This is a genomic window from Deltaproteobacteria bacterium, assembly GCA_019308995.1.
GTDB lineage: Bacteria > Desulfobacterota > Desulfarculia > Adiutricales > JAFDHD01 > JAFDHD01.
Genome location: JAFDHD010000091.1, coordinates 1 through 12,117, shown reverse-complemented (window position 1 = coordinate 12,117; position 12,117 = coordinate 1). Strand labels below are relative to the sequence as shown.

The following is a 12,117-nucleotide window of genomic DNA, read 5'->3' as shown; positions in this document are numbered from 1 at the left end:
CAACCTCCTGGCCGTGACCCAGGTGGCTGATATCGTAATTCTGACAGAAGAGACACAAAAGGTTGCAAAAGGTGAAGAAGATGGTGCCTGAACCGTGCTGGCCCACCAGAGGGTCTTCTTCACCAAAATGAGCGTTGTAACTGGAAACCCGGGCCAGGGCCCCGGTCTGGCAGACACCGGTCTCACCGGCCAGGCGGTCAACACCGCATTGCCGCGGGCAAACCCGGCACTGCCGCAGCATCTCCCGGGCCTCTTCAATCCGCTCCTCGAGAAGACCGGCTTCATAAAGTTTCAGGTACGAGGGTTGACTCACGCGCTCGCTCCAGGCTATGTTTGTTTCAGTATAGGCCATCGCTTAAGGGATTACAAGAAGGTACAAATTCAGGTGACTGAAAGAGGACAAGACATGAACTTCAAGGCTGTGATGTTTGATCTTGACGGAACGCTGCTGGATACACTGGAGGACATTGCTGATTCCATGAACGCCGTGCTTCAAAGGGAGGGCTTTAAAAGCCATGCCTTAACAGCGTATCAATATTTCATTGGCGACGGTGTGGAGAAGATGGTCTTTCGCGCCTTGCCCCAAGACCAGAGACAAGAATTGATGATCATGAAATGCGTGCAGCAATACCGGGCTGAATACGGCCGGAACTGGACCAGGAAGACCAAGCCTTTTCAAGAGATTACCGAACTCCTGGACGAACTGGAAAAAAACGAAAAAAAATTAGCCGTTCTTACCAATAAACCTGATGACGCCGCCAGGAAGATGATAGCTCATTATTTTCCCGGGCCAAGATTTGCCATGGTGCTGGGAGCGAGAAACGATATCCCCAGGAAACCTGACCCGCAAGGCGCATTCGAGATCGCCGCCCGCCTTTCCCTTGAGTTGAATGAGTTTCTCTATCTCGGAGACATGGCCACGGACATGGAGACAGCAATTGCGGCCGGAATGTTCCCGGTGGGAGTCTCCTGGGGATACCGTTCCCCTGAGGAATTGAAAGGCTGCGGCGCCAGGCTGATCCTAGACAGACCGTTGGACCTTCTGGATCATCTTTATTAGTTCAGCCTTGTAGGTCAGGGTGGCTCGCGAAGCGGGTCTCCCTAGGCGATATTAACCATTTTTTGCCTTTCTGCCTTTAGAGGTGTATATTTAATCTCATGACAAGAAAGAAGAAACAGGCAAAAAAAGCATCCGCCCTGGCAGAGGCGCGCATCATCCTGTTTACGGGCAAGGGGGGCGTGGGCAAGACTTCCGTGGCCGCCGCGACGTCGGTCATGTGCGCCCAAGCAGGACTTAGCACCCTGATTATGAGCACGGATGCGGCCCACAGCCTGTCTGATTCATTCGACCTTCCGGTCGGAGCGGACCCGACCTTGGTGCGCCAGGGATTATGGGCCCAGGAGATAGATGTCAACTTTCAGATCAGCAGCCACTGGGGCGCCATTCACAGCTTTCTGATGCAGTTTCTGAAACAGAGAGGCTTTGACTCGGTCATCGCCGATGAACTGGCCATCCCGCCTGGAATTGATGAAATCTTTTCATTGCTCGCCCTGATGGAACACACCCGGGATGAACGCTTCAGGGTCATCATCATAGACTGCGCCCCGACCGCGGACACGACCCGGCTTCTGGCCGTGCCGGATATCGTACAGTGGTACATGGAGAAGATCTTCAATATCGAACGGGCCCTGGTTCGTACTATCCGCCCGGTGGCCCGGCGCCTTACCAATGCGCCCCTGCCGCCGGACGAAGTTTTTGAAAGCGTGGAGCAGCTTTATCACAAAATCATCGGTGTCAAGGATTTGCTGACCGACCGGTCGCGCACCTCGATCCGCATGGTGGTCAACCCTGAAAAGATGGTCATCAAGGAGGCTCAGCGGGCCTATGCCCTCTTAAACCTGTTCGATTTCGGCATGGACGCCGTGATCGTCAACCGGGTTTTGCCTGAGGAAATCAAGGACCCGTTTTACGACCAGTGGCGGAAGATTCAGGCGAGGCACATGAAGCTCATTCAGGATTCTTTCGACCCCCTGCCCATCTTGACCTCACCCCTCTGGAACCAGGAGATCCTCGGACTCAAACTCCTGGCCGAACTGGCTCAAGAGATTTATCAGGACCGAAACCCGGCCGGGCTTTTTTATCAAGGCAAGCCGGTCAGCATCGTTTCGCTTGACGGGCGCAGTGTCATGGAAATTCCAATGCCATTTGTGAATCGGGAGGATATGGAAACCTGGGTCAAGGGGGATGAGCTGGTTATCAAGTTCAAGAATTTCAGGCGCAATCTAATCCTGCCCCGGGGCCTGGCCAGCCAGGAGCTGATCAAGGCCGAACTTAAGGATCAGACTTTGAAACTGACGTTTGGAGGAGAAAAAGATGCCTAGAAAAACCGAGGAAAAATTCGAATGTCCTTTTTGTCACTTCATAAACCAGGCCAAAGACTCCGACGCCAGGCAGCACATGAAAAACGCCCGGCGGGAAATGCTTATGGCCATGAAGTCCCTGATCGAGGCCGGGTTGTCGGCCCTGGACCTTGAAGAAAAACCGGCCCCCAAAGCCAGGAAGGTCAAAGTTTCTTAGGCCAAGCGCGGATCAGAGAAAAGGGACCTTATCCTTTTTGCGGTAGCAAAGCGCCTGGCACGCGGCTAAAAGCTTCCCGTCCTGATCTTGAACCTTGATCTCATACGTGGCCGTTCTCCGGGTCAGGCTGACCTCCCGGGCTTCGGCGCGCAATCTGGCCCCGGGCCGGGGGCTGGCGATATAGGTGATATTCATATTCAGGGCCACGGCCACCGTGCCATGGGAGTTGGACGCGGTTTCAAAGGCCTCGTCAATCAGGGCGAATATGACCCCTCCATGCGCCATGTCATAAATATTACCCATGGTTTTGGGGTCAAAAAGCATCTCCACCGCAGAATACCCCTCATCGAGTTCCACCAGTTCCAAATTCAAGACTTTAGCAAAAGGCTCCTTATCCACGGCCCGATGAAAGGCCTGCCTTACCGCTTCATCCATCAATAAGCTCCTCTTCTAGACCGAATCCCCTTTCCAGCCGCGCCGCGTCTATATATCGACTGAGTTCACCTGCAATTTGGAGCGTAGCGGAAAAATGTCAGGTGGAACGATTTGTTAGCGGATTCTTTTTCTTTTCAATATTTCTGATAAATCATTTGGGTTAAATGATACCGCCTCATACCATGTCCCGAAACCGCCGTGATTGTTCACTGCCTTTATCCATTCCTGCAAGTATGCTCTTTTTGTGCGAGCGACATCGGAATCCTGTCCTTTGGTTTCGAGAATTAGAAATTCGCCGTTCTGCAATTTTATAATAAAGTCAGGGTAGTATTTACGCACAACACCTCTGTAATTATATAGAATGCTGAATCCCAGGTGATCGTTCTTGACCCACGCGCCCACCTGTTCACTTTTGCCAAGCCGGTAAGCTTCGCTCGCCTCCCATGTGCTGTCCACCACCACATGGTTGATGTGCGATTTCTCTGTATATTCGCACGGCTTGCTTGTATACCATGTCCTCATTCTGCCGGTGCTTCTGATTGGATTTTCACGGTCAAACACAGGAACGACTTTATCGGTGTTTTCCGCCCGCAATCCGTTCCAGATATGCTGAACGATTCTGTTTATATTGAGCAAAATAAGCACTCTGTGTCGAAGTGGATCACTACTGAAAAGATCATCCTTTATGACAACTTTGTCACTCTGGATGAAACCGTCAACCAGCCGTATTATCTGAGCCAGGAAAAGGCCTTCCGAGCCTTTCCATCCGGGCTTTTCGCTGTTATAAATCCGTTTTGCCGTTTCAAAAACAATCGTTTGTATCCTGAACTTCTCCGCTATCTCCTTCAGGTCGATCTCCGACAAAACGGCCGGATTCGGTTTGCTGGCAATTATGGCAGCCATTTCGGTCTGTGTAACGCTTTCGTAGGGATCCAGATAAATGGGTTTCACTTCATCAAGATGTAGCTTAGGATGATAGACATGATCTACTCGGATAATATTGGGCCAGGTGATTTCAAATTCCTGCTTTTCTAAAACAGGCTCAATTGCCGTTTTGGGTTTGGGTGGAGGCGGCGGAACTCCTTCTCCGCCTTCATGCGGTAGAAAGGTAAAAGGAACACCGAATATATTAACATATTCCGCTTCAAACAACCCATCTTTCCCAACCTCATAACTTGTTCGCCTGAGCCCCCGGCCAACGACCTGCTCGCATAAAAGCTGGCTGGTAAACGCCCGCAGCCCCATGATATGGGTAACTGTTTTGGCGTCCCACCCTTCGGAAAGCATTCCCACTGAAATGACATTTTGAACCTGCTCGCCCGGTTGACCTTTTTTCCCCACCGTATCAACCTTTTGCCGCAGGAGTTCGGCTTGCTGTTTTTTGGTCAGTTTAATCTCACCCGATTCGTCAGGAGTAAAATCAACCGGTGTACCTTCATCGGAGCTTTCAGCCTCTTTCAAAACCTTGCTGTCGATATGGAGCGTTTTTTCGGGCTTGCACAATTCATCAATCAAAATTTGTTTATGATCAAAACTGAACCTGATTCGCGCTGAAGTTTCCGTCCGGTTGGCAACGGTAATTATAACCGGTGGAATTGTGTGCCCTTCCTGTTCCCATTTTTGCTTTGTCTCCAGCCAGTCTCCTCCCAGCAGGTAATAGGCATCGGAAATCAGGTCGGGTAGCGGCTCTGTCTCCTCTGCCTTGCGGTTGATATCATCCTTAACGTCCGGGTCCATGTAAATATGGTAAAGACGGGGTTTCAACTCCTTAGTCTTTTTGCTGTCATCCCGGATGACAACCCTCGGCGTTTTCACCAGCCCGGATTCAATAGAATCGTTCAAGCCAAAATCACTTACAATCCATCCATACAGCGATTCTTCTTCCGCCTTTTTACCGGACGGCGCAAAAGGTGTTGCCGAAAGATCAAAGCAGCGCAGAATACCTCTGCTTTTATGCAGTCTGTCCAATCCTCCTATCCAGATGGTTGCTTCTTCCGCGCTGTCTTTCATGTCCCGCTGACGCATGTATTTCCCCTTGGCTTCCACGTTGATCCGCCAGGCGTGATGCGCTTCATCGTTAATAACAATCAGATTGCGGCTGTTTGCCATATCGCCCAGCACATGACGGGTATACGCCTCATCGCTAAGCACGCCGCGTTTATCCACGCTCTTTTTCTTTTGGACCTGCTCCTCGCTTTCCCAGGACAGTTTATGCCAGTTGATCACCTTGATGCGTCCCTGCCTCAACCGTTCCATCAAGCCCTGGGGGACAATATTGAATTCCTCATAGTAATTCCCCAAATCAGTTGGGTGCAGCACCGACAAGCGACTTTTCACGGTCAGTCCCGGGGCCACAACAAGAAAATCTTTGGCAAACCGGGTATCCTGACGGTGCGTGATCTTGTTCAGCGCCTGCCAGGCAATCAGCATGGCCATAATAACCGTTTTGCCGGTGCCGGTGGCCATCTTGCAGCACCAACGCGCAAACTCTCCGCCGTCCCCCGGGATCTCAATACCATTTTTTTCCGCTTCAGGCGCCTCCGTCAGCCAGATAAGAGTTTCTATGGCTTCCAGTTGACAGAAGAAAAACCGCCTGATTTCACGTTCCTTCGGGTCCTGCCAGTGATGAAGCAACCGGCGGGTGATGCCGGAAACACCGCGATACCCATTTTCCCGCCAGGACTTCACACGAGGGCGGATTTTCTCGACCAGTTCAATCGGCACAAAAACCCCTGGATCGTCAAACCCCTTGCTGTCCGGCGTGGCGACAACGTAACCGGCCGGTCTGCGACCCTCGCGTCTTTCAAATGAACGATGTTCCCGGTCATAATGCCAGTAGTATTTAGGCTCCTCATACGGGGAGTTGATGATGAGTTTGTCTATCTGTTTCATTATTCCCCTTTATTGAATCTCTTTAAGAGTTATAATAAACAGTGGTAAATCTCCCTGTACCGTTTTCCATATTATTTCGTGATCAATTTCGAAATAGGCATGGGCCAATACATTTCGCATGGATAGTACATCCCGCCAATCAATGTTCTTGTGTTTTTCTTGGAAGGTTTTTGAGAGTTTGGAAGCTGCTTCGCCAATAACTTCTATGGAACGTACAGTTGCGTTTACAGTTTTTCTGTCATTGCAAAATTCTTCGAAAGACATATCTTTGCAGAATGATACAGCAGCCTGCGCTTCTTCAAGCATATGCGATATTCTTGTAATATCATCAATAACCATATTGTATCACCGCATCCTTTACTACATCATCCCTGAAATAACGGCTTAAATCGTTTGGGGTGTGAAGTTCGATTTTTTTGCCGACCAGATCAGTCAACAGATTTTGAAGATGGCAGAATCCCATAAGCCCGGGCGCTTTCCCATACACAAATTCAACAAGTATATCTATATCGCTGTCCGAGGTTAATTCATCGCGTAAAGCCGATCCAAACAGCGAGATTTTTTTAATATGGTATTCACTGCAGATTGATTTCAGTTGTTCCTCTGAAAGATAATCTGTGAGCTTGAACATAATGCGCCTCTCTTTTTACAGGAGTGATATAACTCTTAAACTTTCAATACCCCGGTCGTCTATGATTTTCACGGCGATTTTGGCGTTTTCCCCTTTTTCAAAAGGAAGCGAGACCGTACCTTTAAATGCCTCGATCTTCTCCTCGTCAATTTCAGCTTTTAGATTCCTTGCCAGTCTGCTCCAGCCGTCTTTCGCTCCGGCCATGGGGAAGAATACCTGGGATGGAAACAGACTGCGATCATCATAGTTTGTATCGAGAAGCCACATCGCGATGTTCCCATTGCCGCCGGAATCCACGTTACCGGTTTTGGGGTTGTAATAATCAAATCCAAGCACTTCCACCTGATACTTTCCTTTATCCTCTCCTTTGGCAATGGTCTTGATTTCCACGTCAGGCTGGCCAATGAGCCAGAAACTATCATTGCCGGAGCGTTTTTTCTTTAAGTCATCGGTGAACAGGTCGGCATTCATCTGCACCTTTAAAAGCTGTATCCCCGCGATTTCGGGTTTCAGTTCGTCAATATCCTTGGCTGCTTCGTCATCAAATTGAAAGGCGCAAAAGAGAAGGATATCCGGCTTGAACGGCCGTGCCTCCTGCCAGGCGTTTTCTACCATACGCTGTTCCAGCGGCGCATGCTCAGGGCCAAACACAATAAATACCTTTTGAGGTTTGTCTTCTTTTGTTTCTGCTTCGCATTGAATCCAGCGGGTGCCGCTTATCGGCTCCACGCGGGTAAATTCAAGTTTCTCGCCGCCCTTTGCTCGCACCCCTGCTTTCAAGAGTTCATCCCGCCATTGTGACTGGCGCAGGGTTTCGCCGGAACGGGCCACGCTTTCGCCTGTACCCTGGTTTTCCTTTTCGATCTCTTCCAGAGACCTTGCACGAAGTGAAGGCACGGCCTCAACCGTGAATGGTCCGGTGATACGGGTTTTCTTGTTGTCAACTTTGGGCTGGTCGTACAGGGTTTCCTCTTGAGGCGGTTCGTTGTTGGCAATGGATTTGAGCGTAATGTGCGGCACAGTCTTATAAACAAACCCGCTGGCCACGCCTTCGTCAGGATGGGCAAGCTGGTAATAGTCAAAATTAGCGGTCATGAGCCGCTGTTTGGCCAGGGTGAGCGCAACGCGTGAGGTGTCGCACGTAATCCAGCGACGGCCCCATTGTTCGGCAACATAGGCGGTTGTGCCGCTACCGCAGGTCGGGTCAAAGACCAGGTCGCCCGGATCAGTAACCATCAAGATACAACGCTGTAAAACCTTAGTATTTGTCTGTACGACGTAGATCTTATCTGAAGCAAATGTGCTTTGGATTGTATCATCCCATACATTCGTTGGAATTTTGTATGGGAAATCATCTCTATAGCGTATGAAAGCTAAAGTCTCATTTACGCCTATAAGCCGATTTGCAGTCTTCAAATTATCCAATCCATCAGGACATTTTGTTTTCCAATGTGCACCTTTAGATGGATAGTATAATTTCTTTTCAAAATTATATGCTTGATCTTCAAAAGCAGCCCCCTTGGACATCAATGTGGATGTTTGGAATAACTTACCTTTAGTCACAAGCTTTCCATCTTTAAAATCCTTTTTTAAAAGCCGTCTCTTTTTTCCATCCTCAAGCTCTATCCATGCAAATGTTGTAAAATTTTCTTCCTCATCGTAAATATACGGTTTTCTGTATTTTAGTTTTTCTTTATCTTTGGCATATACAAGAATATAGTCGTATACTGAAGGAATAAAATTCAATGAGTATCCAAGCCCTTTCTTAATCGCAATTAAACTAACAAAATTGTTTTGCCCGAATGTTTCATCAAGAATATTTCTTATTAAGTGAATATTTTCATCGCCAATCTGCACAAACATGCTCCCGCTTTCATGCAGCAATTCCCTTGCGAGCAGCAACCTGTCCCTCAAATAACTCAGATAAGAATGTATCCCCAGCTCCCAGGTATCCCGAAACGCCTTGATCATCTCCGGTTCGGCGGTCAGGTCTTCGTCTTTTCTGTCTGTCACATCTCGCTTGTTCACAAAAGGCTGAAAATTGGAGCCGTATTTGATGCCGTAAGGCGGGTCAATATAGATCATCTGCACCTTGCCAGCCATGCCTTCTTTTTCCAGAAGCGAGTTCATGACCAGCAAAGAATCCCCGGCAATCATGCGGTTGCTCCAGCCTTCTTTGTGCTTGTAAAATTCAATCGCTTCCCGTAGCGGCCTTTTGTCAGATTCAAAAAGCGACATCTGTTTGTAGCCGGTCTCTTCTTTCTGCACCGTGTCAATAATCGTTTTCGGATCAATCCGTTCATGCACGTGCAGGCTCCGGGTCGGCACTTCAAAAGAGGTATGCTCGGCCTTGCCCGCCCACTGCAATTGCGGATCAAGATGCGGGTCATATTCGTATGTCTTCCTGGGGTCTTCGTATGGTTCAGTGTTTTCAGACACCAGCCCCACCGGCGGATTGTTTAGCCTTTCCTTGCCCGCATGATCGTACTGCTCGATATCTTTGTTCACCTTCTTTTTTCTCGCCATATTTTACCTCTGTTCTTAAGCCGCTAATAAATTATCTCCAGGCGGTATTTGATGGTATAGCGGGAGAGGAGTTCCATTACTTTTTCCTCGATAGCCTCCTTTGAGGCCCCGGACGCGGCCTTGACAACCAGGGTCGCCAGAGACCCATGGAGCTTGTCCTCCCCGACCGTGACCTCGACTGAGTCGGCCAGATCCCCGAGGTTCTTAAGTTCAGCCTCATAGATGCGCCTGGTGGCGTCCCAGCGCAGAGACGGCTTGAATATCTTGCCCACCGGGGTCAAGGGTATTTCATCGAGGATACAGATTTCCTTTGGTATGGCCGCGCGCTCGCCGATCTCACCCTTGAGGCGGTCAAGGATCTGCTCCGGCGTAAGATCAGCGCCTTCCTGGAGCTGCACGTAAGCGATGGGAATCTCTCCGGCGTAAGGGTCCGGCCGCCCCACGGCCGCGGCAACCTGGACCCCCTGGATACGGTAGAGCGGTTCCTCGATCGCGGCCGGGTCTATATTGTGTCCGCCGCGGATGATCAGCTCTTTCTGGCGTCCGGTGAGCCAGAAAATCTGGTCCGCGTCCTGCCGCCCCAGATCGCCTGTGTTGAACCACCCCTCTTTGGCCCAGATACCATGGTTATGGGCCTCGTCCAGATAGCCGTTGAAAATGTTCGGCCCCTTGATGCAGACCGAACCGATCTCATCGGTTTCCGCGTCCCGCACGAACCGCCCCTCTTCATCAATAATAAAAACCTTCATTTCCTGGTATGGCAGACGCAGGCCGATAGAACCAACCTTTCGTTCGCCGAAAACGGGATTCATGGAAGAGGCGCACGTCCCTTCAGTCAGGCCGTAGCCTTCGATGATCTTCATGCCGCTGTGAGCTTCAAACCTCTTGAAGAGTTCGACTGAAAGCGGGGCCGCCCCGCAGATGGCGTAACGAAGAGAGGAGATGTCCGCGTCTCCCAGGGGGATGTCCAGCAGCGCCGACAAGACCGTAGGCACAGAAGAAAAGCTGATGGCCTGGTAGTGCTGCACGATCTTGTAGAAATTTTGCATGATGGAAACGTCCCGGTAGCCGCTGGGCGAAAGAATAACCACATGCGCGCCAATGGAAAAAGGAAACGAGCCGGTGACCGTGGTTCCGTTGACGTGAAAGAGAGGAAGGCCGCACATGATGACTTCACCGGTGTTGAGGTCGCCTGCCACTCCGGTTATAAAGGCCATGGCCACTTCATTGAAGTGAGTGTGGGGCGCGAGTTTAGGCGTGCCGGTGGTTCCGCCGGTGTGGTACATGGACGCCATGTCCTGAGGATCAATGACGCGACCTGAATCCAGCTTGTCCCCGTTGTATTGCGCCAGGACCTCATCGAACCCGTAAATCCCATCCTTCTCATCGCTGGGACCCATGACGCGGACGATGGCCTGGAGGTCCGGTATCTCGCTGCGGATGGCCGTAACCTTCTGCCAGATGTCCGTGCCGGGAAATTCTCCCAGAGCCACCAGAATCTTTGTCCCCGCGGCCTGACAGATATCAACGATGGTGGAAGGCTCAAGCATGGGGTTAATGGGATTGACGATCCCGGCCGCTTCGCCTCCCCAGAGGATATAATGAGTTTGAGGAAGATTGGGCAGCAGATAAGTGATAACGTCCCGAGGCCCAACGCCCAGGTCATGAAAGAGGTTGGCCGTTCGAGTCACCTGGGCCAGGAAATCCCGGTAGGTCACCTGAACCGGGCTGTCAAAAGCATCCCCGGAAAGGATAAAGCTCATGGCTATAGCATCGGGGTTGATGGCGGTCCCGTGTTTGATTAAATCATAGGTATTAAAATACTCGAGCCTCTCTTCAAGGGGAGTTTTTTCAAACTCCTCGATATCTGCGATCGTCGCAATTTTAAGCTCACCCATTGCCAGCCTCCTTTTCCCTGGATTATTTTTAACTAACTTTTTTATGTATTGGCCTCAGGATAGAAAAAAGATTAATGGGTGTCAAGCACTCATCACCCTGCCAGCGTCAGGCAAACGGCTGAGAGATAAGCCTTGTCTTTCGTTTCTGACGGAATACAATATTTGGACACCAAACTAACTTGGCGTTTCTCTCCTCAGAAATATGGATAAAATCCCTGGCCGTGATTTTTTGACCAAGAAGGCGGGTCGGAAAAGGAAAAATCGCGGGTGGCTCAGACAACTTTGTAAAGTTGTCTGAGTGCCGAAGGCACAAGAAGTCTAGCTTGAAGCCTGATTCTCACCCCCACATTCTTCCTTGGCACATACCATCTTACAGAACTATAAAACCAATCCTCAGGTCTAACAACTAAACCTGCCCATACTGGATTTTGGTGCATGTAATTAGGAAGAATGGTTTTCTCTCATATTCTTCTTGATATACCTTGAAGACCTCTGTTTCCACACTTTCATGAAAGAACTAATTTGATTCGGCATGGAGAAACAGGTGATGACATGAACATGGTCAGGCATTACCACAAACCCAAGATACTCCCCATTTTGTTTGGCCAGCTCAGACGCGAGCAAACCGATTACAATCTTCTTGTAAATACCATCGTTTAATATCCGCCTTCTTCTGTAACAGGAGAAGGTTAAGTAATGGGCATGCCCCTCTTCGTCATATATCTTACGGTCACTCATTAGCTAAAAGTAATTAAAACATACCGCTTAATAAAAATTCTTGTTGCTGCGCTATAGCTTGCAACACAGACAACTTTATAAAGTTGTCTGTGCCACCCGTCATTCCTCCCCATACCATGACGATTATTTCTGTCCATGAATGCTACACGCAAGCTTTTCAGCAGCGGGCCGGGAAGGGAGAGCGCATCGGCAAAGGGACGATCGAGGAGCTTTTTGAGTATGAATTTAAAATGTATCGCTCGGTTGATCATGTCCTTTCCTTGACGCAACAGGACATGGAGATTCTTATCCGGCTTGCGCCAGACCTGAAAGAAAAGACAAGTGTGGTTCCACATGGCGTTGATTCCAGCTTCTACGTCCCGCGTCCTGAGAAATCGTGGGATACAAAGAACATACTCTTCCTTGGTAATTTTCGCCAT

General features: G+C 49.7%; 12 protein-coding genes. 4 read left to right on the top strand and 8 right to left on the bottom strand.

Going from position 1 to position 12,117, the window contains the following annotated elements; all coding sequences use genetic code 11:
* Positions 1-313: radical SAM protein (locus JRI95_13085; protein ID MBW2062476.1), on the bottom strand; the 313-nt coding region annotated here is incomplete at its 3' end.
* 93 nt (positions 314-406) lie between these two features.
* Here JRI95_13085 and JRI95_13080 point away from each other — a divergent pair.
* From JRI95_13080 to JRI95_13070, 3 genes are all read left to right on the top strand, one after another.
* Positions 407-1,060 (top strand): HAD family hydrolase, encoded by a 654-nt coding sequence (locus JRI95_13080; protein MBW2062475.1) that lies wholly within the window; start codon positions 407-409, stop codon positions 1,058-1,060.
* Between the two features lie 98 nt (positions 1,061-1,158).
* Complete coding sequence (locus tag JRI95_13075) at positions 1,159-2,382, top strand: ArsA family ATPase (protein MBW2062474.1); 1,224 nt, start codon at positions 1,159-1,161, stop codon at positions 2,380-2,382.
* On the top strand, positions 2,375-2,578 hold the full coding sequence (locus tag JRI95_13070) for a hypothetical protein (GenBank protein MBW2062473.1): 204 nt from the start codon (positions 2,375-2,377) through the stop codon (positions 2,576-2,578). Before JRI95_13075 ends, JRI95_13070 begins: the two co-directional genes overlap by 8 nt.
* Before the next feature lie 12 nt (positions 2,579-2,590).
* Here the strand turns inward: JRI95_13070 and JRI95_13065 are convergent, their stop codons facing one another.
* From JRI95_13065 to JRI95_13035, 7 genes are all read right to left on the bottom strand, one after another.
* Entirely contained in the window at positions 2,591-3,013 is a 423-nt protein-coding gene (locus JRI95_13065; protein ID MBW2062472.1) for a PaaI family thioesterase, read from the bottom strand.
* Between the two features lie 114 nt (positions 3,014-3,127).
* Positions 3,128-5,905, bottom strand: a complete 2,778-nt coding sequence (locus JRI95_13060; protein ID MBW2062471.1) for a DEAD/DEAH box helicase family protein — start codon at positions 5,903-5,905, stop codon at positions 3,128-3,130.
* A 9-nt stretch (positions 5,906-5,914) separates the two neighbouring features.
* Positions 5,915-6,244 carry a DUF86 domain-containing protein gene (locus JRI95_13055; GenBank protein MBW2062470.1) on the bottom strand — a complete coding sequence of 110 codons (330 nt, stop codon included), beginning with the start codon at positions 6,242-6,244 and terminating at the stop codon, positions 5,915-5,917.
* Positions 6,234-6,536, bottom strand: a complete 303-nt coding sequence (locus JRI95_13050) for a nucleotidyltransferase domain-containing protein (GenBank protein ID MBW2062469.1) — start codon at positions 6,534-6,536, stop codon at positions 6,234-6,236. The genes JRI95_13055 and JRI95_13050 overlap by 11 nt, the downstream gene beginning before the upstream one ends.
* A 15-nt stretch (positions 6,537-6,551) precedes the next feature.
* Complete coding sequence (locus tag JRI95_13045; GenBank protein ID MBW2062468.1) at positions 6,552-9,062, bottom strand: site-specific DNA-methyltransferase; 2,511 nt, start codon at positions 9,060-9,062, stop codon at positions 6,552-6,554.
* Between the two features lie 23 nt (positions 9,063-9,085).
* A complete protein-coding gene (locus JRI95_13040; GenBank protein MBW2062467.1) occupies positions 9,086-10,960 on the bottom strand; it encodes an acyl-CoA synthetase in 1,875 nt (624 codons plus the stop codon).
* A gap of 441 nt (positions 10,961-11,401) precedes the next feature.
* Positions 11,402-11,698, bottom strand: coding sequence for a transposase (locus JRI95_13035; protein MBW2062466.1), 297 nt, complete (start codon positions 11,696-11,698; stop codon positions 11,402-11,404).
* Between the two features lie 89 nt (positions 11,699-11,787).
* Here JRI95_13035 and JRI95_13030 point away from each other — a divergent pair.
* The coding region (locus JRI95_13030) for a hypothetical protein (GenBank protein ID MBW2062465.1) at positions 11,788-12,117 on the top strand (330 nt) is incomplete at its 3' end.

Coding starts and splice junctions, on each gene's coding strand:
- JRI95_13080 (MBW2062475.1), top strand. CDS start 407: ATGAACTTCAAGGCTGTGATGTTTGATCTTGACGGAACGCTGCTGGAT.
- JRI95_13075 (MBW2062474.1), top strand. CDS start 1,159: ATGACAAGAAAGAAGAAACAGGCAAAAAAAGCATCCGCCCTGGCAGAG.
- JRI95_13070 (MBW2062473.1), top strand. CDS start 2,375: ATGCCTAGAAAAACCGAGGAAAAATTCGAATGTCCTTTTTGTCACTTC.
- JRI95_13065 (MBW2062472.1), bottom strand. CDS start 3,013: ATGGATGAAGCGGTAAGGCAGGCCTTTCATCGGGCCGTGGATAAGGAG.
- JRI95_13060 (MBW2062471.1), bottom strand. CDS start 5,905: ATGAAACAGATAGACAAACTCATCATCAACTCCCCGTATGAGGAGCCT.
- JRI95_13055 (MBW2062470.1), bottom strand. CDS start 6,244: ATGGTTATTGATGATATTACAAGAATATCGCATATGCTTGAAGAAGCG.
- JRI95_13050 (MBW2062469.1), bottom strand. CDS start 6,536: ATGTTCAAGCTCACAGATTATCTTTCAGAGGAACAACTGAAATCAATC.
- JRI95_13045 (MBW2062468.1), bottom strand. CDS start 9,062: ATGGCGAGAAAAAAGAAGGTGAACAAAGATATCGAGCAGTACGATCAT.
- JRI95_13040 (MBW2062467.1), bottom strand. CDS start 10,960: ATGGGTGAGCTTAAAATTGCGACGATCGCAGATATCGAGGAGTTTGAA.
- JRI95_13035 (MBW2062466.1), bottom strand. CDS start 11,698: ATGAGTGACCGTAAGATATATGACGAAGAGGGGCATGCCCATTACTTA.